Origin of the sequence: Leptospira weilii (genome assembly GCF_006874765.1) — a bacterium.
In the GTDB taxonomy this organism is placed as follows: domain Bacteria; phylum Spirochaetota; class Leptospiria; order Leptospirales; family Leptospiraceae; genus Leptospira; species Leptospira weilii.
This window is the reverse complement of sequence record NZ_CP040840.1, coordinates 2802501-2824882: the sequence shown is the minus strand read 5'-3', so window position 1 is coordinate 2824882 and position 22382 is coordinate 2802501. Positions and strand designations below refer to the sequence as shown.

Here is a 22382-nt window from a genome sequence, read left to right as displayed (position 1 = left end):
TTATTCGCCCAAATTTTCTTACATCGAACTCACGTTAAATAACAAGTCCGTAACGATTTTCGTGGATTAATTTTTGCCGGATAGGTTGGTAGATTTTCGAACGATTTTTTTGTTAAATTCATATTCTACTCTACATAAAGAAATACCGTCAGTTTAAATACAAATCCCGGTTTAGAAGCGAAATTTTGGAAACTCTATTATATAGAGATCGGTAATACGGATTAAAACGTTCATTTTAGTTTTATATAATTTAAGAAATGTGCTATTGAGATTATGGATGAAATTATAGTTAAGAATTCGGGTTACATATATCTAAAAAAAGTCAGAGACGATAGGGACGGGAATTTGATCATTTTGGAGGGCGCGAAAGATGTACCTTTTGAAATAAAACGAATTTATTATATTAATAATTTGGAAAATTCAGTGAGTGTAAGAGGCCAGCACGCTCATAAAGAGATTGAACAAGTGATCTTTTGTGTCAGCGGAAGCTTTACGTTGAAATTAGACGATGGAAAGGCAAAGCAGGCGATCTTAATGAATAAGGATAACGTTGGAGTTCTTTTGGGAAAGATGCTTTGGCACACTATGGAAAATTTTTCTTCCGGTTGTATCCTTCTTGTTGTCGCTTCGGATTATTATAGAGAAGACGATTATATAAGAAATTATTCGGATTTTATCCGATTGGCCGGGAAAAGTTAGATATGATCGAATATGAAAATTTGCGCTTAGTCAATGAGCGCTTTTTTGAAGAATATAAAATTAAACTTTCTGAAACCATAGAAAGTGGGTGGTATATATTAGGAAAAGAAGTTTCTAACTTTGAGAATCAATTCGCCCAATACAATGAAAACCGATATTGTATTGGAGTAGGAAATGGTCTGGATGCGCTTATACTCGCCTTGAAAGCGTTAAGCGTAGAAAAAGACTCCGAGATTATAGTTCCTTCGAACACTTATATAGCTTCTATTTTAGCAATTTTGCATGCAGGTCTGAAACCTATCTTAGTTGAGCCGGATATTGGGACCTATAATATCGATTCCAAGAGAATAGAGGAAAAAATTAATTCCAAAACGAAAGGGATTCTGATTGTACATTTGTATGGTAAGCCTTGCGAGATGGATTCTATTTTGAGGATTAAGAAAAAAAATAATCTATTTTTAGTAGAAGATTGTGCACAATCTCATGGCGCTTTATATAAGGGAAAGAAGACGGGAACGTTTGGAGAAATTAACGGATTCAGCTTTTATCCCACTAAAAATTTGGGAGCTATCGGAGATGCGGGTGCCGTCGTGACGGATAACGAATTATATTACGAGAAAATTAGGAAGCTGAGAAATTATGGTTCTTCGATCAAATACAAGAATGATTTGCTCGGATATAATTCTCGTTTAGATGAATTGCAAGCTATAATCTTAAATATCAAGTTGAAACATTTGGATGTAATGAACGAACATAAAAGAAGTTTAGCCAAAATTTATCTGGAAAATCTAAAAGACGATTTTATAAAACCGATAGTCGACGAAAAAATCTACGACGTATACCATATCTTTAATATTCGCCATACAAGACGTGATGAGTTACGAGAGTATCTATTGAAAAACGGAGTAAAGACCGAAATTCATTATCCGATTCCTCCTCATAAACAAGTTGCAATGAGGGGCGTACTTCCATACGCAGACGGCGAGTTTGCGATTTCGGAGGAAATTCATCGCACCACGTTAAGTCTTCCGATTTCAACTTTTCATACCGAAGATGATATTTGTAAAGTTGTGGAAATTATGAATGGATTTTGAGAAAGCTTTGGATGGAGCCTGGGATGTCGCGTTACAAAATAAAAAGTGATTTTAGAGATTAATGCTTTTTAAAAACGAAAAAGGCAAATGATCTGTTTTTGATAAGGTATTGTGTTTAATTCCTATCTAAGATTATCATAAAAGCGAAAAACGACCGGGCTTTGAATATTAGAGTTGTTGAAAATTCCATGATTCAGATTAACAAGACCGCTTCAAACGTTCATTTCAATGAAGCAGAAATGGATAGAGAAATTAATTTTTCAACAGCTCTATCCTATGAAATGACTTCAAAAGATGTTTTGTGGTGAATTTCTATAAATGATTGAAAAGAAACCTAAGATTTCGATTGTCACTATTAACTATAATGACCATGTCGGTTTAGAAAAAACCGTTTTATCCGTGAGTAATCAGATATGTTTGAACCAGATTGAATATATTATAATAGATGCGGCTTCTAAAGATGGGAGTTTGAGTGTAATTCAAAGGTATAACGATCTATTTTCATTTTGGCTCAGTGAGCCGGATTTTGGTATCTACGATGGTCAAAATAAGGGAATCTTAAATTCTAAAGGAGAATATATTCTTTTTTTAAATTCGGGCGATGCTCTTGCAAATGAGAATACACTTTCTGAGATACTTTCATTCGAGCTGAGTTCCGATTTGATTTATGGAGATATGCTTATTGAGTCCAAGGAAGGGAATCTACGTTTGGGTAGGCAGCCTCCTGTGATGACGTTAAGTCATCTTCTACTCGATACAATTTGGCATCCAGCGTGCTTAATAAAAAGAAAGTTGTTTGAGCGATACGGGTTGTATGATCTTAATTTTAGAATTGCTGCAGATTACGAATTTTGGCTGAAGGTTTTTTCAGCAGGTGTTTCAACAAAATATATTCCAGTAGTATTCTCACAATTCAATTTGCAAGGGTTAAGTTCTGCACCGCAAAATCAGAGTTTTCTTCTTCAGGAAAGAAAGAGCGCACAGTCGCTTTATTTTGATCGTATAACTTTATTTTTATATAGAGATCTTCCGGAGGTAATCCGATTTTTATTTTCGTTGGGAAGATTTTTTCTAAGAAAAGTCCTTATTTTATCAGGAACTCGTTTAAAAGTTTGAAAAGGGAATTGCAACCATGATTTCTAAGTCGTCGATAGTGAGATGTAGCAATTTTTACAGGCTACGTTTTATAATTTTAAAATCGTTAAGCAACTGTCTGAGTTTCCGCAATTTTAAAGTTTTAGCGCATCTCTAAATATATTCCCGTGGCATTCTTAAAATTCAATTGATAAGGTTGAGTTCTACGTCTGAAGAATCAGAATTTTTTCTTAGAATTGTTTTCGAGGATACTGCTATATTTGTGTTGAAACATGTTTTTCAGATAACTTCCCGATTGAAATTAGACATTTTCTGATTTATTGCGGTGAATAGATTTAGGCTTGTTTGAATCTTATTTTTTACAGGATTTGTTTTTGAACAAGTCTAAAGTAAAAGATCTATAAGTTGAATTCCTTTGACGACCCTTAAAAAAAATATTAAAAGAATATGATTTTATACTAAATGAATCCTCTAGTTTCTATCGTGATTCCCTGTTATAATTATGGAAGATATATCTACCAAACTATCAAAAGTGTTATCGAGCAAAATTATAAGAATTGGGAAATAATTGTCGTGGACGACGGTTCTGACGACGAATATACAATCGAAGAACTTGAAAAGCTCAAAAAAATATATACCGTAATTAAGATTGATCGATCGGGTCCGGCCGTGGCCAGAAATGTGGGGATTGCCGCAGCTAGAGGAGAGTTCATACTTCCTTTGGATTCGGACGATATGATCCACGAAGATTATCTCTTGGAGGCGATGTCTGCTTACGAAAAAAAACCGTCTTTAGGAATTGTGTATTGCGAAGCGGAGTTTTTCGGATCTATAAAAGGAAAATGGAATCTTCCCGAATATCGTTTTCCGGATATACTTTTGGACAATTGTATATTCGTATCCGCAGTATTTAGAAAGTCGGATTGGAAGGACGTCGGCGGATTTAATGAAAATATGAAAAACGAATGGGAAGATTATGATTTTTGGCTTTCGCTGATTGAAAAAGGAGGGAGGATTTATAGAATCCCGAGAGTTTTATTTTATTATAGGATTGGGCATGCATCCCGTTCGCAAAGATCTCTCGACCGTTTCCTTTCGTTATATATGCAGCTATATGAAAATCATAAAGAATTATATTTGGAGAATATTCACCTTTTATTTAAGAGGCATTTAGAGGCGAAGCGACTAGAAGAGGAATTTTCAATTTTGACTAAAAATCCATTTGTTTATTCGTTTATAAAGATGCTGATAACCTTTCTAAAATATTTTTCCCTATTAAAAAGAAAATTCTTAAATATTTAATTCAAAATAAAATGTAAGATTAACTGTAAATGATAGAAAGATCTCGGTAAAGTCTAGAAGAGGGTTTTGAAATCGAATTTTCGTAGCTTTGGAAAAAGGGAGTCGTAATGGCTGGTATCATTTATCGAATGAAAACGGGTTGTCAGTGGCGTGCAATTCCGAATGACTTTAGATCGGGATGTTGTTAGGTTAGCATCGACTCTTTACTCGCTTAAAAAATATTAAATGTTGATGTTCAATGAGTGTCTTTTTTTGGCTAAAGGTATTTTTAGGCGATCTATAGCATCGTCGATGAGATTTGCATGAAGGCCTGGGTACGGAAAATCTTCTATTTGCTAAGGCAGTATCAATATTATTTTTTCCTTTATTCTAAGAATAAAAATATTCATAAATCAGAATACTCTTATCGACCTTTGATTAGCATACTTGTACCCATTTATAATACAAAAAGAAAGTATCTAAAGAAAATGGTTCGCTCCGTTGAGATGCAAACTTACGAAAATTGGGAATTAATTCTTCTTGATGACGCTTCTCCGAAGTCTGAACCCGGTAATTTTTTAAAAGAGAAAGGTAGGACAAATTCTAGAATTCGTTATTTTCGAGTCGAAAAAAATGGCGGGATCAGTGTCGCCACGAGTATGGCTTTGGAATACTCCGTCGGAGATTACATCGCTTTTTTAGACCACGACGATAAACTTATGAAAGACGCTCTGATGACGGTTGTAGATTCATTACAAAACGATGATGGACGACCTGAGTTCCTTTATTCTGACGAAATTTTTCAGTCAAAGATTTCCGGAGTATTTTCCTTATCTACAAAATCGGAGTTCTCGCCTGAAAGATTAATATCCTATAACTATATCTGCCATTTCGTGGTGGTTTCAAAAAACTTAATTTATCGAATGGGCGGAATTCGGGAAGGTTACGACGGAAGCCAGGATCATGAATTTGCGCTTCGTGCGTGTAGACATACAAATCGGATTAGAAGACTCCCATATTTTTTATACGTATGGCGTCTTCACAGAGAAAGTTTTTCAAGAAAAAAAGCAGAAATCTGTGAAGAAAGTTCTAAAAAAGCCATATTAGAATATTATAAAGAAAAAAAGGAAAAAGTGGAAAAAATCGTTCCAGGATATTATCCATTTACCTATCATCCAATCCGTAGGCTAAGGTTGGTCAAACTGATCTCGATTGTTGTTCTCGATATAGAAGCTATACTGGGCAATGGTTTTCAAGATATTTATGAAATGATTGGATTGACCCCTTCTGATTTTCACTTAGAAATTTTTCTAAGCGTCGGAAAAAATCGAACGAAATTCGAAATCCCCCAATCTGTTTTGAAAGAATTTCAAGATCGAGTTCGATTTAAAATACTTGAGTTTTCCGACTCGGATTTTTCCGCTAAAAATATCAATTCAATTGTTTCCGATGCACAAGGTTCTTATATTTTATTTTGGAATCCTTGCTTTAAACCGAAGAACGAGGATTGGTTGTATGAGTTGCTACAGCATGCGCAATCTTCGGGAATAGGCGCAGTTTGTCCGATTATTTTCAATCGGAGGAACGAACTCATTTATTCTTCTTTGCTTCTCGGGAAAAAAGGATTTATTGGCGTTGCGGGTAACGGAATTACGACGGCGGAAGCTAAAATTTGGTCCGGAGAATTTATCGAGAAGAACGTTTCCGCAATTTCTCGTAACGTGTTTCTGGTGTCTCGAAAGAATTGGGACTTATTAAACGGTCTTGACGAATCTTTCCAAAGAGATTATTGGGACGTGGATTTTTCTCTAAGGCTCCTTGAAAAAAACCTTAGAATCGTAAGTAATCCTTTCTCAAGTTTTATATCTTCTTATACACTTAAGAGGTCTTTTCGAGAGTATGATCCCGAATATAAAATTGGCAGATCGGATCAAAAACTACTAATCAGAAAATGGGGAGGCTCGTTGAAAGCCGACAGATTTTATTCCCCTCATAGTGACTTATTAGGAACTGATATGTATCCTAGAAATTTTTTTCATAGTTTGCAATATAGAATTTGCAGAAGAAAATGGGGCCTAAACTGAGAAGCGAATATAAAAGATCGATTTAAAACTTACTTTCTGCCCAACGTTTAGAATTCCCAAAAAATCGTCGGGAATAAATTCATATTTTCTGCGAATGAGAAAGATGAAAATTTTGATCGCGATCTCAAGCAATTAGGATTTTGTGGTAATCCTGAGATGTAGATTGAAAGGTTTTGTGAAACTATAACTATCTCAAAAATAATTTACCATAGTCTCAAAATATTTTTATTCGAAGACGAAGTGTTTTTGCCATAGTTTTTGAAACGATTCTATTGTCTGAAACAAGTTAATTTATATGCAATTCAAAAGATTTCCCATAGAAGGTCCCGTTTTAATTGAACCCAAGGTTTTCGGAGATGAACGAGGTTTTTTCTTTGAGACTTTTAAGACATCGTTATTCGAAAGTGAGAATATACCGACTCACTTCTCTCAAGATAACCATTCTAGATCTTCTCGTGGAGTATTGAGAGGAATGCATCTGCAAGTTCCTCCTTACGAACAGGGTAAGTTAGTGCGTGTCGTAAGAGGCAAAGTCGTCGATGTGGTAGTGGACGTTCGAGTAGGTTCTCCAAGTTACAGAAAATGGCTTTCCGTGGAATTATCCGAGGAAAATAAAAATATCTTTTGGGTTCCTCCCGGGTTTGCTCATGGATTTTTAACCTTGGAAGACAAGACCGATTTTTTATATAAGGTGACGAAGGAATATAGCCCACAAAACGAGGTGGGAATTCGTTGGGATGATCCTGCGTTAGGCATTCCTTGGAAAACATGGTTACCTGATTCTGAATTTACCGTATCTCCCAGAGATCAGGGAACTCCCTTTTTCGTTGATTTCAAAAGTCCATTCGTATATTAGAATATGATTTATTATACAGGAAAAAACGGTCAATTGGGCTGGGAATTGTCCAAAAGATTCAAAACCGAAGGTTTGGAATCGATCGGATTCGGAAGGGAGGAATGGGATCTAACGGATCTTAGTTCGGTCGAACGAATTTTGAAGGATTCTCCGCGGATTTTAATCCATTGCGGAGCTTATACCGCTGTGGATAAGGCGGAATCGGATTCGGAAAAAGCTTACAAAATCAATTCCTTATCGGTAAAAAGAATTTCCGAAGAATGTCTGAAAAAAAAGATTCATTTGATTTATATATCCACGGACTTTGTCTTCGATGCAAATTCAGAAACGGTTCGAGATACGATTCGCTTTTGGAAACCGGATTCGACTCTTTCGCCGAAAGGGATTTACGGATTATCGAAAGCGGAAGGGGAAGGATGGGTCCGAAATACATTTGCAAATTCTAAGCAAGCCAATATTGTCCGTACCAGTTGGGTGTATTCCTCGCACGGAAATAATTTTCCGAAAACGATTCTGAAACTTTTGCAAGATCCAAATCGCACTGAATTAAAAGTGATCGAGGATCAGTTGGGAAGACCTACGTGGGCAGGAAGGCTTTCTGATTTTATAATATTCTTAATTTATGGAATTCTAAAGGGAAGTGAGTATCCGAAGGTTTTGCATTTTTCCAATTCCGGAATCGCGAGTTGGTACGATTTTGCGGTTGCAATTCGAGATGTCTCACATTCTTTTTCATTGATAGAAAATTTAAAACCGATTTTCCCGATTCCTACGGAAAGTTATCCTACGCCCGCTCCGAGACCTAGATACTCAATTTTAGATTTGGATGAAACTCGAAAAATTTTCGGTACTGTTCCGCATTGGAAAGAGGATTTAACTCTCTGTCTGAAAGAACTCGCCGAGATTTCCGGAAAAAAAGTATGAAAAAAATTTTAGTCACAGGCGGAGCCGGTTTCATAGGTTCTAATTTTGTGAATCTCATTTTAAACGATACCAAAGAATATCAGGTAGTTGTCTTAGATAAACTGACTTATGCGGGAAATCTCAAAAGTTTGGAATCTTGGAGAAAGGATTCTCGATTTATTTTTGTAAAGGCAGACATCGCAAACAAGGAAGAGGTATTTTCGATCTTTCAAGAGCATAGATTTGATTACGTTGCACACTTTGCAGCGGAAAGTCATGTGGACCGTTCCATTTTGGGTCCGGAAGAGTTTATCAAAACGAATGTGCTGGGCACTTTTTATCTTTTGGATGCCGCTCGGTTACAATGGAAGGAATCTTATGAAGGAAAAAAATTTCTTCACGTATCGACGGACGAAGTGTTCGGGACTTTAGGAGATATTGGATACTTTACCGAAGAAACCCCTTATGCGCCTAACTCACCTTATTCGGCCTCTAAAGCTGGTTCGGATCATATCGTAAGATCTTACTTTCATACGTATCATATGCCGGTCGTGACTACAAATTGTTCTAATAACTATGGTCCCTATCATTTTCCGGAGAAATTGATTCCTTTGATAATTTTGAATTGTCTACAAGGGAAACCTCTTCCCGTTTACGGAGACGGAAAGAATATTAGAGATTGGTTATACGTTAAAGATCATTGCGAAGCGTTACGTCTTGCCTTGTTCCAAGGATTGCCGGGAGAGACTTATAACATAGGAACTAGGAATGAGAAAAAAAACATAGACATAGTGAACTCCATCTGTTCGATCATGGACGAGTTGCATCCCTCCGGAGTTCCTCATTATAGATTGATCCAATATGTCAAGGATAGACCTGGGCACGATTTTCGTTACGCTATCGATCCTTCCAAAATCGAAAAAGAGTTAGGATGGAAGCCTAAGTTCGGATTTGAATCGGCCCTTAGAGAAACGGTCCGGTGGTATTTAGACAACGAGTCTTGGTGGAAGGAAATTCTTTCCGGTCAATATAAAGAATATTATGAAAATCAGTACGAGAAACGTTAGATGAAATCAAGAAAAGGAATCATACTCGCAGGCGGTTCCGGAACAAGGCTTTATCCGGTCACATACGTCGTTTCCAAACAACTTTTACCGGTTTACGATAAGCCGATGATTTATTATCCACTAACAACGCTTATGTTGGCGGGCATTCGAGAGATACTCTTGATTTCCACGCCTCAGGCAACTCCAATGTATCGAGAACTTTTAGGAGACGGAAAACAATGGGGAATTTCCATCGAATATGCGGTTCAGCCCGAACCGGGAGGATTGGCGCAAGCATATTGGATCGGAGAGAATTTCGTCAAAGAAAATCCTTCCGTTTTGATTCTCGGAGATAATATTTACTTCGGCCATGATCTTTTCGCTCTTTTGGAAAACGCTTCAAAAACGACGAGCGGTTCGACTGTATTTGCATACCCAGTCCAAGATCCGGAAAGATATGGAGTGGTGGAATTTGATTCGGCGAGGCGTGCGATTTCGATCGAAGAAAAACCTGTTAAACCGAAGTCCAATTACGCGGTCACAGGATTGTATTTTTATGACGAGGACGTGGTAAATATCGCCAAGTCCATCAAACCTTCCGCAAGGGGAGAATTGGAAATTACCGATGTAAACAAAGTCTATTTGGAACGAGGAACATTGAGCGTTCAAGTGATGGGGCGCGGATACGCTTGGTTGGATACGGGAACTCACGAATCTCTTTTAGAGGCATCAGTGTTTATAGAGACGATCGAAAAAAGACAGGGTCTTAAAGTCGCCTGTCCGGAGGAAATTGCTTTTAGGAAAGGCTTTATTGACGGATCGCAACTCGAACGGCTGATATCCCCTCTCAAAAAAACGGGTTATGGGGAATATCTTACGAAAGTGCTTCGCGAAAAGATCTACTGAGTTTGTAAAAACTCCGCGAAGTTATTCGTCTTTGAGTTTGATACCGACATATTGATCGTTACGAATCTCTATATAATAAAATCTACAAACTCCGAAAATCCGTGAGAAGTTTTATTACGAATTTGTCGAATGATTTATCCGCTTTCTCTTTCGGATTTTTGGGCGAATTCTCAGATCGTTTTTCTAAAGGTTTTCATTTTTATCAGGATTATTGATAATTTTGCCTCTCCGATTAACAAAACGGTTCCAGTGATTCGTTTGAATATAAAAGAAGTGATACAAGATTTGATTTTTCAATAACTCTGTATGCGCAGATGCTAATTTTTGCAGAATTGATTTAAGTTTTTGAATGCAATATTATAATATTATAACAGTTACATACGATTCCGGAAAATACGTTTCCGCATTAAACGATTCCATGAAATTGCCTCCCAATTGGACCTGGGTGATTTGGGACAACGATTCCAAGGACGATACGCAGGAACAACTCAAACGGCTTTCCAAAAAAGATAGAAGATTGGTCCATTTTAGTTCCAAAAATTTGGGTTTTGCGGGGGGAAATAACGAAGCGATCAAGGCCGCACCGAAATCGGATTGGACTTTATTTATCAATCCGGATTCTCGTTTGAGTGACGATTTCTTTTTGGAATGCGAAAGAACGCTTGAGTCCAAAGGAAGAGAATATTCCATCGTTTCTTTTTTGATGCTCAAGGAAAATCGGAGGGAACTAATCGACGGGGCGGGTGATATCTATCACGTCTCGGGGGCCGCATGGAGAAGGGGATATAATCGAGTTCTCTCCGAAGAGTATTTGAGAGAAGCGGAGATTTTTTCCGCATGCGGAGGCGCGATGGCCGTTCGGACGGAAGTTTATGAAAGATTGGGCGGGTTCGATGCTGATTTTTTTTGTTACATGGAAGATATTGACTTAAGTTTTCGCGCGAGACTAATAGGAGAACGGGTTCTTTTTAGTCCGAATATCAAAGTCTATCATCACGGATTTGGGTCCACGGAAGAGAAAAGTGCGTTTTCCCTCTATTACGGTTTAAGAAACGCGTTAGTCGTTTATTGGAAGAATATGCCTTTGTCTTATGCTCTACGTTATATATTTCACCATATACTTTTTTTCGGAGTGAGTATTTGTTTTCATGCCTTCTTTACCAGTCCGAAAATATTGGGAGTGCCGTTCGGCTTTTTACGAATGATCCCCGGATTGATTCGTAAAAGGTCGGAAATACGTAAAATGAACGACGGTCGGTTTAACGAAACTTTAAGGTGGATGAACCGTAAGTGGTTTGCTCCTTTTCGTAAAAAATAAAATGTATGTTAGAAAAATTTTCTCCGTTAGCCGTTATAGTCACTTTCAATCCCGATTTTAATTTTACCCGTAAAAATATCCAAAACTTAAATTCGAATTCCGTTCCGGTTTTAGTCGTAGATAACCGATCCGAAAACGTATCTTCAATTCGTTCCAAAATTGGAAAACAAAACGTACTTATAGAAAACGAATCCAATCTAGGTTTAGGGTTCGCTTTAAATCGAGGAATCGAATACGCACAAACGAATCGATATACACATGTTTGGTTGTTTGATCAGGATAGCTTTTTGGAAACGTCGGCGATTCGAACTTTTCTGCAAAAAGTCAAGGAATATGGGATACAAAAGTCCCGGAACGAGAAAGTCGCGTCTTTCGGCCCTAATGTTTTTGATACAATCAAAAATCGTAATATTTACGGAATTCGGGAGAACGAACCCGAAATTCTGAACGCGGAGTTTCTAATCACTTCGGGAAGTTTTTATTCCTTGGATGTCTTTAAAGACGTGGGTTTGATCTATCATGAATTCTTTATAGACTATTTGGATTACGAGTGGTGCTTTCGGGCGAATTATAAAGGATACGTTCATAAAATCGTTTCCAAAGCGAGAATGAACCATTCCATAGGAAACGATTCCAGAAGCATTTTGGGACTTTTTAAAGTAGCGATTCATTCTCCTTTTCGGTGGTATTTTCTATATAGAAACGGAATGTATATATGTAGAATGTCTCATATTCCATTTCGGTTTAAATTAGAGGTGGTTTTTAAAGCGATCTTTCGTTTTTTGATTCTACCAATTTTTTCAAATTCGAAATATCAGACGTATCGTCATATTCTATGGGGAATCTGTGATGGGATTACGAAAAAGCAATCGTCTTTTTATAAACATCTTATCGGTAGAATCTCCCAAAATTAGGTCGATGATAAATCCGACTTATCGTTTTTTGATTGGCTTTTGAATTATAAATCACTGGCTTGAAAATTCGTACATTACTCAGCTCTATAAAATAGAATACCGTTAATTTGAGTATAAATCCCGCGTTTAGATGCAGAATTTTGTACACTCTATTATGTAAAGATAAGTAACGTGAGCAGGGTCGTAAGAAAGTTTGGGCGAATAAGAAACTAAAGTGCAACGACTCCCTGAACTCAGGCGCAGAGCTTTCCTAAGGGTCGTTCTGCAGGTTGTCGTCGCAGCTCGCGAGTTTCATAGATAAAATGGCTCGCGCGACCGCGCTTTAACTCAATGTTGCTGCCTACGGTCACAACATAATGCTTCAATTCCTTCGGAATTTCCGCCACAATCGCTTTCGCATTTTTCAAAACCTTAGAGTCTTTCCCAAAACGTAGGAACAATTGCAGCGATCCGCAGGGATTCCGATAAGATCGAATGGTTTTGCGACACGCTCTTAGACATAATCTTACCCACAAGTATTTGGATCCCGAAGATAAATCTGTCGGAATTACGACAAATCCTCTCTGAAACTTCGTTCCTTCAACGCGCCCCTTAGGAAGCGTTGTGCCTGAGTTTCCCTTATTTTTGGGTGGGATGACGAGCTCTGCTGAAGAGCGAGGCGCTGAGTTTGGAGGTGGAAAGGTTCGGGGGATTTTTCTCTATCAGAAAATCATACTTTTTGCAAGTAAAAAGCCTCATTCTTGTCGGAACACTTGAAAAATATCAGTTTTTGATCCTTATGATCCCAAAAGCCTTCTTAATTTGTGGGGTTGGTGATGGCTCTTAGAATGTGGGAACTCCTACAATTTTAAACGACGGGAAAAAATCGCACAGGAGCGGTATGAACTTTCAATGCGACCTAATCTGTGAAACTCCCGTATTTTTAGAAATTTGCGGAATCGTTTTCATTTTTTTTGTGCTTTGGGCGAGTTCTAAGCGATTATTGTTTAAAACAATTGAATATACTAATATACAAATGATTTCAATCTTGTTGATGCTGGCGTCGAATGTGCGTTTTGGAAAAATTTTTAGGAAATTCGAAATAGGCTAGAAAGGCTCAGATCGGACTATGACGATTTTTGTTCTGATCTGATGCCATGTCTAAGAAGCGAAAATTTTTTCATAGAGTAAGCCTTTGTAATTTTCGCGCGAGAACCTTACAGTTTTTTCAAGTTTCACTCTGAAAACGTAATTTGTGTGAATTTCTTCGGCTCTTAGATTTTGAAAGTCAAAACGAACTGATAAGCTTTGAATTGAAAGCGAATGATTTAAAAAATAGGGATTTAATTTTTATTCATGCGAATACAAGAAGGACGTATAAGGTTATTGTTGGTTCGCTTGAAAAGTTTCTTATTGTTTTGAATGAAATTTTGTATAGGAATTTCAAAAAAATTAAAAGTTCTCAATTGTTTCGTTATAATATGGCGTTGATTTTTGCTTCAGGTTTGTTTTGGAAAAGGCGCAAAAGAAGAATTTTAAACTGATAAAATTTCCTTGAGGATTGAATTTTGGATTTTGGAATTACCGTTTCTATCGTATTATATAAACCGAATTTATCTATTTTTAAAGAATCGTTTTCTTCCCTTCTAAACTCAGTTACATATCAAATCTCCCATACTTCAAAAACGATTCGATATAAAATCGACGTATTGGATAATTCTCCCCTATGGGGCGAGGAAGTAAAAGCGATTTTGGACGGCTTTGCGAAGGAACCTTTGTTGAGGAATCGAGTCGAATTTCGATACGTTCATTTCCCCGAAAATCCGGGTTATGGAGTGGCGAACAATCGTTCCATTTTAAAATCGGATACAAAATTTCATTTGGTTCTCAATCCGGATATTAAGATGATTCCGGAAACATTGGCGTTATGCGTTCGTTATCTGAGCGAGCATCCGGAATGCGATGCTGTGGTTCCATCCGTTTGGGATTGGGAGAACGATCAGAATGGGGAACGTAAGATGCAGTTTTTAATAAAATCTTATCCTACCGTTTTCGTTTTATTTCTGAGATCCTTTGCTCCAAGTATTTTTAGAAAATTGTTTCGTAAATATTTGGATCGATATGATCTTAAGGAGAAGGATTGGGAACGAGTGCAGAAATTTGTACCTCTTATAAGCGGTTGTTTTATCTTTGCAAGGACCGAATCTTTACGGAGAATCGGCGGATTTGACGAAAGATTTTTTTTGTATTTCGAGGATTTTGATCTTTCGATGCGTTTGAGCCGTAAGGATTACTTTCCGAAGGTTCAAATTTTTCACAAGGGCGGAAACTCTTCCAAGAAAGGCTTTTTGCACATTAGACTTTTTATTGTTTCCGCGTGCCGATTTTTTATGAAATTCGGCTGGAAGTTTATTTAGAACATTATAAAATTCTATTTTTGTCTTTTAAATATCCAAATGAAGCGGAACTTAATTTTGATTATTGGAACTTTGCTCTTAGTCGGAATTTTATTTTTTGTTCAGGTCCGTTTTGAATTTCCTTTAAGCGTAGCCATTATGATCTGTATTTTCGTTTTGGCCGCTGTTTTTTGGGTGGCCGAGCCGATTCCCGGATACGCCACTTCGATTCTCGTTATCTTTTTGGAAATTATCTTTTTTGCAAATCCCATCGGCATTCCGGGTTTTGCATTTTCTCAAAATAAAAATCCGTCCATTGCAATCTTTCTTTCTTCTTTGGCGGATTCTTCGATTATACTATTCTTGGGCGGTTTCGTATTAGCAAAAGCTTGCGTAAAGACGGGTTTGGATCGTTTTTTTGCCAACCGAATCATTCGTAAATTTGGGGTGAAGAGTCATCAGGTGCTTCTCGGTTTTATGTTCACAACCGGATTTATATCAATGTGGATGAGCAATACGGCGACCACTTCTATGATGATCGCTCTTTCTTTTCCTTTGCTACAGATTTTACCGGAAAAGGAACCGTTTCGAAAAGCATTGATCCTGGGAATTCCATTTGCGGCGAACATAGGAGGAGTGGGGACTCCGATCGGATCCCCTCCGAATATTATCGCGATGGGAATCCTTAGACAACAAGGTATTATTATCCCCTTTGGAACTTGGATGCTTTTTGCGGTTCCTCTCGTAGTCGTTTTAATTTTATTCGCTTGGTTCCTTCTTTTGAAGTTATTTCCGCAGAAGGATTCCTTGGACTTAGTAGTGGAGTTTCAAGAACCGGAAGGGGGAGCGAAGTCCTTTTCGTTCAGAGTTACTTCGATAATTTTTTTGGGAACAGTCGTCCTTTGGTTTACCGAAAATTTACACGGAGTTTCAGCGGGAGTTGTCGCACTTCTTCCTTTGATTCTATTTCCTACATTCGGAATTTTGAACGAGAAAGATATAAACTCTTTGGATTGGTCCGTTTTAATTCTGATTGCGGGTGGAATCGGTATCGGAGTAGGTTTTCAGCAGAGTGGAATGGGCCCTTGGTTTTCGGGAATCCTAAAGCCCATTACAAAACCGGAATATGCGGTAAATGTATTGTTTTTTCTTTGTGTTCTGACTCTTTTGTTGAGCACTTTTATGTCGAACACCGCCGCGACAAATCTTCTGGTTCCGTTTGCGTTTCCCCTTTCTGCGGCACTTTTTCCCGGATCAAACGCGTATCTTTTGGAAATATGTTTGGGGATTGCTCTTACTGCTTCCCTGGCCATGTCTCTTCCTGTAAGCACTCCTCCCAATGCGATCGCATATTCGGTCGGGGGATTTGAAATTAAGGATATGATTCGTGCAGGTTTGCCGGTCGGAATTTTCGGTTTGATTGTTGTTTTATCTGCCTATTTTGCATTTTTATAATTTTATATTTCTTTAATTTGTTACACACTCCCTAAGCTCCTCCCCTTGGTAAAGTTTTTCAAAATCGATTGCGGATTCTATCTTATAATCGATTTTTTTAAGTTAAAGTTTTTTAAAAGTCAGATCTGAAAAAGGATCTATGAGACTTTAAAATTTGCTTGAAAAATCCCATATTTATGGGACAATAAAGGTGTAATGAAAACTACGTTGGAAATACCGGATCTATTGTATAAGAAAGCGAAGATAAAGGCCGCAGAAAGGGGAATCTCCATGAGAGCCTTGTTTATTGAGGCTTTGGAACACAATCTAAAAGTGGAAGAGGCGGTCAAAAGAGAAAAGGTTGCGTCTAAGCTTACAACCAACAGTTTCGGATGGCCCGTGCTTTCCAAAAAGAAAGGAATAAAAGTAACCAACGAAATCATCGATTCAATCATGGAGGAAGAAAATTAGAATGGAATATCTTTTGGGTGTAAACGTTTTGATCGCGTTGAGCGACTCCAATCATACCTTTCATGAAAAGGCTTGGAAATGGTTCGATCGAAAGGCGAAGAACGGTTGGGCCACTTGTCCGATCACTCAAAACGCTTTGGTTCGAATTATGAGTCATTCCTCCTATCCGGGAAGTCCGGGAGGGGTCGAAGTCGCTTCGGCGATTTTACATTCTCTCTTAAAAGTAAAAGGTCATCGATTTATTCCGGATAATGTTTCGATCGATTCTCCTTTGTTTTATCTCAACATCGTTTTCGTGAGTTCCAAGCAACTTACGGATATTTATCTTTTGGCTTTGAGCGCCAACCATAAGGTAAAATTCGCCACCTTCGATTCTAAAATTCCTTACGATGCGATCAACCGGGGAAAAGAACATTTGGAGTTGATTCCAACGTAACTTTCTAATCTTTATGAAAGAACTTTTTGACTAATTTCTTCCTTTTATTTTGAAGAGGATGGAAAGTTTGAAACCTATTTCAAAATCTTAAAATAAATCGGTTATAATCTTTGCAGTAAGTTGTGCGAAGAGCGCGGTAGTTCCCACAGATTGCGTCTCCTTGCGTATTTTTATGCGCTTTCTACTGATTCCTATAAAATAGAGTACCGTTAATTTGAGCACAAATCCCGCGGGTTTAGACGCAGAATTTTAGACACTCTATTATGTAGAGATCAGTAACGGTTTTTCGTTGTTCAATTCCTGTAAGGGTAATCATTCCTTAGAGCCGGTCTCAAAACTATCTATTAAAAAAGTTAAAAGCAATGATGGAGCTTGCGAGATAAAGCGAAGCCAGATAATTTTCCGCTTTTCTATCCCAACGAATCAAAATGGCTCTGAATCGATTGTGCCAGCTGTTTGTTCTTTCAACGACCCAACGCCTCGGTTTTCCTTTGTATTTACCAATAAGAGGTTTTTCACCTTTTTTCCGAATATGAGGTCGAATGTTTCTTCTTTTGATCAATGCTTCTATATCTTTGAAGTCATAACCTTTATCTAAACAAAGGTGTTTTGGTTTTTTTCTTTTTCTTCCGGAAAAAACCAAGATGGAATTCAATGTATCTTTTACATTGCGTTTATCATGAACGTTCGCTCCACTCAATGTAATTGCCAATGGAATTCCGTTTCCATCCGTAAGAATATGCCGTTTAACTCCCAATTTGGCACGGTCTGTAGGATTTTTCCCGGTTAAACTCCCCCTTTGGGAGCCTTGACCATTGTGGAATCCATCGAAGCCCAATCCCAAGCTATCTTATTCTTCACATCATAATATTTTAAAATAGATTTATAAATCTTTTTGAATACTCCCGCTCGTTCCCATTCTTGAAATCTTCTGTGACAAGTTTGACCCGATCCAAAGTCATTCGGAATTGCACGCCACTGACAGCCTGTTTTCATTCGATAGATGATACCTGCCATTACGACTCTTGTTGGAACGCGATTGCGACCACCTTTCGGCTTTGACTTCTCTTTTGGGATCAAAGGGGCTATTTGTTTCCAAAGTCCCTCGGGAATCTCTGAATAATATTTGTCCATTTCACAATTATAGTATTACACTCTCAAAGTACAAGGAGTTTTGAGACCGGTTCTTAGTTAAAAAAGAATCATCGATTGGGGCCTTAGATTTCGTTAAGTTTGAATAAAAATCTGCTTCTAAATTTATCGTTTTTTGATCTTAGAACTTCGCGAAAACAATCTTAGGGATCGAAAATTCTCTCGGTAGAAATCTGAAAAAATTCTGAATCAAAGCTCAGATAGGAAAAAGTTTTTCGAATCCTTGGCTCGGGGAAGAGAACGTTACGTGGTTCTTGTTTGAATTTATGATGTGAAGAGATAAAAAACTTGGAAAGTGGTTTTGGAGATGTTAGAACGAAAAGAAACGTTTTGTTTTATGAATTAGGAAATTGATTTCGAATTATTTTGTCTAAACAAGCGGTTCTGTTTTTTATTGGCGTATTACTCGGACGCATGAAAAGAATACTGTAATCAGTTTGTTTCAAAATTTAGAATGTTAGATCTTTTTCAAAAAAACAACAATTCTGGATTCGGCGCAATTTGTGAGCGCTTCTATATCTTTGCAAAAACTGTACTTTAATTTTTGGTACCATTTTCATACGTCCGAGTAGTCAAATCGAGTTTTTAAAATACGTTCTTTCATTTAAAGATAAAATCTCATTTTAGAGATTTCGATATGAGGATAAATTACCTGAAAAAATTTAGATTTTTTTTTTGAAGATTGGTCTAAACTTTTGTAAAAGAAAAATTTTACGGAAAAGAAGTCATAAATTCTTGATGGAAGCGATCTACGAATATACGATTGAATTTATTTGATTTGAAAGGGCGGATTCAAAAGTGTCTCGCATTCGATTTCGATTCTAAAAAAAATCTTTCCAATCTTGAATGAAATTGATAGTTTATCCTCAGTGTTTTTTTCTCTTTTTCAGATTCTTGAAATTTTTAAAAATTCAGCATTAAGGGTTCGAAATCGAAAAAGCCGAAATCGGTTTTATTTTTCGAAGAGTTTGGTTCGTCTTTTTTGGGCATCAAATGGAAAACTTTACTGTTTCCTGTCAGAACTTACGTTAGGAATTTTTTTCTCAGCTTTTTTAATTTTTTGGAAAGCCTGGATTTTCAAATGCAAGGACGCTCTACAGCGTTCTATAAATTGTCGGAAATTTCCAAATATTATTCAGCATGTTCTCGTTTCGCATTCTACGATCCGAGTTGCGGCAATGAGAGAGACTCCTAAGTTTTCTTTATTAGGACGGAGTTTAATACTTTTCTTTTTATTTATTTCTTGTTCTCCCGAAATTTTAAAGGATTCTTCCTCCCAAAATTCCGAGACAAATTCCCCGTCTGCTCTTGCGGTTTTTCAAGATAAAATCGATTCCGTTTTACATCCAGAGCATAATCACGATCCGGAATTGCTCAAAGTCCTCGCGGGAGGAGACGTTATGTTCAATTGGGGGATCCGGGATACGATTCAAAAACACGGAGAGATTGCGCCCGTAAAAGGTCTAAAATCCCTTTTTAACGAAGTCGACTTTAGAATGGTCAACCTGGAAACTCCGGTCGTCGCCTCCAAAACGGAAGAATCTGAAAAAGCTTATATTTTTACCGCTCATGAGAAGGATTTGGATTCTCTTAAATTTTTGGGAGTCGATATGGTTTTTCTCGGAAATAATCATTCCTTCGATCACGGTCAAAGAGGAATGGATGAGACTCTTAGTATATTAAATAAAAATAATATTCTTAACGTGGGTGCGGGAAAAAAGCTTCCGCAGGTTCTGAATCCTCTAAATTTAAGTTTGAAAGGTTCGGACCTACGCATTCATTCCGTGACCGCGATCGCCGAACCGTCTCACTATGCGACTCCCACGAGGTCGGGTGTGGCTCCTTTTCTGCTTCCCTCTTTACAGGCGGCGTTTTTTGAAAAACATCCTTCCCGTTTTAAAAATCATTCTTCTCCGATCCGGATTGTTTCCTTGCATTGGGGGATTGAATATTCTCCCTTTCCGACCTCCGACCAGAGAAAAATCGCAAGGACTTTGATTGACTCTGGCGTAAAGATCGTGATCGGTCATCATCCTCACATTCCTCAGGGTGTCGAGATTTACAAAGGTGGGGTGATTCTCTATTCTTTGGGAAATTTGATTTTCGGAAGCAGAAATTCTTATCTCAATCACAACTTAGTTGCAATTTTCCATATCCGTCGTAACCGTTTGGAGCGGGTGGAGCTCGTTCCGATTTTCGGAAAATTTCAAAAAGAAGATCATAGGATCCGACCGGTAATAGGTCAGGAAGCACAGGAGTTCTTACATGAAATTGCGGTTCTTTCCGCGGAATTCGGTACTCGATTCCGAATCGAGGGAGACCGAGCGTTTCTAGATCTTCCGACAAATTCTCCCTTGACCCCGGTCTTTCGGCGCAAAAAATAGGCTAATTATCGGTTCTTCTGCTCGTCGCAAACCGTAGGCGGGCTTATAACCATAGGAGAAACTTTTGAGAAATTACGAACTCACCACTATTACACGTGTGAGCTCTCGGGAAATTGCAAAGTCCGAAATTCAGGATACTTTGAAGAAATTTTCCGTGAGCGTTACCGCCGACGAAGATTGGGGCCAAAGAAAACTCTGGCATCCGATCAAACACGAAGAACAGGGAATTTTCCATCATTACAAATGCAGCGCCGAGCCGAGTGCCATTGAAAAAGTGGAAAAGGAATTTTTAATCAACCAGAACGTTCTTCGTTCCATGGTCGTTCGCCTCAATGGCTAATGATATCAATAGAGTGACTCTGGTCGGTCGCTTAACGCGGGACCCGGAGTTCAAATCGATCAATGGTACTTCTCTTGTAAATTTTTCCCTGGCCAATGGTAGGACCTATGTGTCTAACGGAGAAAAAAGAGAGGAGTCTCATTTTTTCGATTGTGAGGTCTGGGGAAAACCGGCCGATATCATTCAACAATATTGCAAAAAGGGAAAACAGATTGCCATTGAAGGAAGATTAAAGCAGGACACATGGGAAACACCGGAAGGTAAAAAAGCGTCTCGAATTCGGATCGTCGTGGAGAATTTTCAACTTTTAGGCTCCAAAGACGATTCTAATTCGATGAGCGGATCTTCTTCCGGCGGATCTTCAACATCCGGAGGAAATTCGTATCCGTCCTCTCCGGAATACTACAACCCTCCCGCGCCGGATGGGGACGACGATATACCGTTTTAATGAGGTACATTTATGAGCGAGAATGAAATCAAAGAAGAACGTTCCGAAAAGATGGAACAAGCCGATACTTCCACGGAAATGGAAGGTAAGCCGCAAAGAAAACAAAATAAATACAAGAAGAAAGTCTGTCGTTTTACGGCCGATCCGGAACTTGCAAAACAAATCAATTATAAGAACATCGAACTTTTGGAAAGATTTATCACAAATCGTGGAAAGATCATTCCTAGAAGAATCACTGGAACCAGCGCTCGCTATCAGAGAGTTCTCGCTCGCGAAATTCGCAAAGCGAGAAGCATCGGGCTTCTTCCTTATAAGGTGAACTGACATGAGAGTGATTCTACAAAAAGACGTCATCAATCTAGGAGACGCTGGAGATCTAAGGGAAGTGGCCGACGGTTACGCGAGAAACTTTCTTTTTCCCAAACGACTTGCGGTCCGTGCCAACGAAGGAAATACCAAAGCCGCTTTTCATCAAAAGAAATTGGGCGAATTAAAAAAAGAAAAACGTAAAAAAGCTATGGAAGCCTTGGCGACAAGCCTGAACGGGAAAGAATATGATATTCTTGTAAAAACCGGAGGGGGCGAGAAGTTATTCGGGGCGGTGACTCCGATCGACGTGGCTTCTATCTTGAAGAAAAACGGCTTTGAGTTGGATAAAAGAAAGATCGAAATCGCCGAGCCGATCCGCAATCTGGGTTCCTACAAAATCAAGATTCGTCTTGCGGAAGGAATTCAGCCTGTAGTTACACTTCACGTTAAAAAAGAAGAAGAGTGATTTTTCTTTATTAAGGGGACCATGCAGTCCGACTCCTTATACGAACCGGAATCCGAAAGGGCCTTTTTAGGATTTCTGCTTCTCAAAGGGACGGACAACCTGATCGATATTCCAGTCGCTCCCGAAGACTTTTATGTGGATCTTCACAGAAGGGTTTATCGGGCGATTGGTGATCTTGTCGACAAGCGGATCACCATCGATCCGGTTTCCGTTCTGAACTTCCTGAAAGAAAATTCCCTTCTCAAAGACGAAGAAAAGGAATTTAATTATATCTATTCTCTCTACCGCGATACGGTAGTCACCCAGCCACTTGCGTATTATGCCGCTCGGATCAAACGTTTTTCCGAACGGAGAACATACGCCAAAATTCT

21 protein-coding genes and 2 pseudogenes (1 of these 23 only partly in view) are annotated in these 22382 nt (G+C 38.3%); 22 read left to right on the top strand and 1 reads right to left on the bottom strand.

Going from position 1 to position 22382, the window contains the following annotated elements; all coding sequences use genetic code 11:
* The first annotated feature begins 273 nt into the window (after positions 1 to 273).
* The 16 genes and pseudogenes from FHG67_RS13675 to FHG67_RS13585 all read left to right on the top strand — a co-directional run bounded on the left by FHG67_RS13675 (position 274) and on the right by FHG67_RS13585 (position 16912).
* Complete coding sequence (locus tag FHG67_RS13675) at positions 274 to 699, top strand: sugar 3,4-ketoisomerase (RefSeq protein WP_002556255.1); 426 nt, start codon at positions 274 to 276, stop codon at positions 697 to 699.
* Positions 700 to 701: 2 nt separating this feature from the next.
* Entirely contained in the window at positions 702 to 1793 is a 1092-nt protein-coding gene (locus FHG67_RS13670; protein WP_004499131.1) for a DegT/DnrJ/EryC1/StrS family aminotransferase, read from the top strand.
* A 318-nt stretch (positions 1794 to 2111) separates the two neighbouring features.
* Positions 2112 to 2909: a glycosyltransferase family 2 protein gene (locus FHG67_RS13665; RefSeq protein WP_004499134.1), complete on the top strand. Its 798-nt coding sequence runs from the start codon at positions 2112 to 2114 to the stop codon at positions 2907 to 2909.
* Between the two features lie 441 nt (positions 2910 to 3350).
* Positions 3351 to 4190, top strand: a complete 840-nt coding sequence (locus FHG67_RS13660) for a glycosyltransferase (RefSeq protein ID WP_004498184.1) — start codon at positions 3351 to 3353, stop codon at positions 4188 to 4190.
* 101 nt (positions 4191 to 4291) lie between these two features.
* A pseudogene (locus tag FHG67_RS22890) lies at positions 4292 to 4369 on the top strand (IS5 family transposase); the annotation flags it as partial.
* Between the two features lie 123 nt (positions 4370 to 4492).
* A complete protein-coding gene (locus tag FHG67_RS13650) occupies positions 4493 to 6253 on the top strand; it encodes a glycosyltransferase family 2 protein (protein WP_004499139.1) in 1761 nt (586 codons plus the stop codon).
* Between the two features lie 295 nt (positions 6254 to 6548).
* Positions 6549 to 7109, top strand: coding sequence for a dTDP-4-dehydrorhamnose 3,5-epimerase (gene rfbC / locus FHG67_RS13645; protein ID WP_002620400.1), 561 nt, complete (start codon positions 6549 to 6551; stop codon positions 7107 to 7109).
* Positions 7110 to 7112: 3 nt separating this feature from the next.
* Positions 7113 to 8033, top strand: coding sequence for a dTDP-4-dehydrorhamnose reductase (gene rfbD, locus FHG67_RS13640; protein WP_004498158.1), 921 nt, complete (start codon positions 7113 to 7115; stop codon positions 8031 to 8033).
* The gene (gene rfbB, locus FHG67_RS13635) at positions 8030 to 9079 is read left to right on the top strand and encodes a dTDP-glucose 4,6-dehydratase (RefSeq protein WP_004502011.1); all 1050 of its coding nucleotides are present in this window, start codon (positions 8030 to 8032) and stop codon (positions 9077 to 9079) included. Before rfbD ends, rfbB begins: the two co-directional genes overlap by 4 nt.
* On the top strand, positions 9080 to 9964 hold the full coding sequence (rfbA, locus tag FHG67_RS13630) for a glucose-1-phosphate thymidylyltransferase RfbA (RefSeq protein ID WP_002620407.1): 885 nt from the start codon (positions 9080 to 9082) through the stop codon (positions 9962 to 9964).
* A 349-nt stretch (positions 9965 to 10313) separates the two neighbouring features.
* Positions 10314 to 11282 (top strand): glycosyltransferase family 2 protein, encoded by a 969-nt coding sequence (locus FHG67_RS13625; RefSeq protein ID WP_004498202.1) that lies wholly within the window; start codon positions 10314 to 10316, stop codon positions 11280 to 11282.
* Between the two features lie 5 nt (positions 11283 to 11287).
* The gene (locus FHG67_RS13620; RefSeq protein ID WP_002620398.1) at positions 11288 to 12196 is read left to right on the top strand and encodes a glycosyltransferase family 2 protein; all 909 of its coding nucleotides are present in this window, start codon (positions 11288 to 11290) and stop codon (positions 12194 to 12196) included.
* Between the two features lie 1547 nt (positions 12197 to 13743).
* On the top strand, positions 13744 to 14592 hold the full coding sequence (locus tag FHG67_RS13600; protein WP_061231258.1) for a glycosyltransferase: 849 nt from the start codon (positions 13744 to 13746) through the stop codon (positions 14590 to 14592).
* Between the two features lie 39 nt (positions 14593 to 14631).
* Positions 14632 to 16026 carry a DASS family sodium-coupled anion symporter gene (locus FHG67_RS13595; protein ID WP_004498142.1) on the top strand — a complete coding sequence of 465 codons (1395 nt, stop codon included), beginning with the start codon at positions 14632 to 14634 and terminating at the stop codon, positions 16024 to 16026.
* 195 nt (positions 16027 to 16221) lie between these two features.
* A complete protein-coding gene (locus FHG67_RS13590) occupies positions 16222 to 16476 on the top strand; it encodes a hypothetical protein (RefSeq protein WP_002625712.1) in 255 nt (84 codons plus the stop codon).
* Position 16477: 1 nt separating this feature from the next.
* A complete protein-coding gene (locus FHG67_RS13585) occupies positions 16478 to 16912 on the top strand; it encodes a TA system VapC family ribonuclease toxin (RefSeq protein ID WP_002625720.1) in 435 nt (144 codons plus the stop codon).
* A 337-nt stretch (positions 16913 to 17249) separates the two neighbouring features.
* Here FHG67_RS13585 and FHG67_RS13580 read toward each other — a convergent pair.
* A pseudogene (locus FHG67_RS13580) lies at positions 17250 to 18046 on the bottom strand (IS5 family transposase).
* 860 nt (positions 18047 to 18906) lie between these two features.
* Here FHG67_RS13580 and FHG67_RS13570 point away from each other — a divergent pair.
* The 6 genes from FHG67_RS13570 to dnaB form a co-directional block, all read left to right on the top strand.
* Positions 18907 to 20448: a CapA family protein gene (locus tag FHG67_RS13570; RefSeq protein ID WP_004499964.1), complete on the top strand. Its 1542-nt coding sequence runs from the start codon at positions 18907 to 18909 to the stop codon at positions 20446 to 20448.
* Between the two features lie 64 nt (positions 20449 to 20512).
* Complete coding sequence (gene rpsF, locus FHG67_RS13565) at positions 20513 to 20788, top strand: 30S ribosomal protein S6 (RefSeq protein ID WP_002625730.1); 276 nt, start codon at positions 20513 to 20515, stop codon at positions 20786 to 20788.
* The gene (locus FHG67_RS13560; protein ID WP_016758770.1) at positions 20781 to 21236 is read left to right on the top strand and encodes a single-stranded DNA-binding protein; all 456 of its coding nucleotides are present in this window, start codon (positions 20781 to 20783) and stop codon (positions 21234 to 21236) included. The genes rpsF and FHG67_RS13560 overlap by 8 nt, the downstream gene beginning before the upstream one ends.
* Positions 21237 to 21248: 12 nt before the next feature.
* Complete coding sequence (rpsR, locus tag FHG67_RS13555) at positions 21249 to 21560, top strand: 30S ribosomal protein S18 (protein ID WP_002625754.1); 312 nt, start codon at positions 21249 to 21251, stop codon at positions 21558 to 21560.
* A gap of 1 nt (position 21561) precedes the next feature.
* On the top strand, positions 21562 to 22011 hold the full coding sequence (gene rplI, locus FHG67_RS13550) for a 50S ribosomal protein L9 (protein ID WP_004498192.1): 450 nt from the start codon (positions 21562 to 21564) through the stop codon (positions 22009 to 22011).
* Between the two features lie 21 nt (positions 22012 to 22032).
* Positions 22033 to 22382: the 5' portion of a replicative DNA helicase gene (gene dnaB / locus FHG67_RS13545; protein ID WP_002625708.1), read on the top strand. 979 nt of this gene lie beyond the right edge of the window; the window shows 350 of its 1329 coding nt (coding positions 1–350); its start codon is at positions 22033 to 22035; its stop codon lies beyond the right edge, outside the window.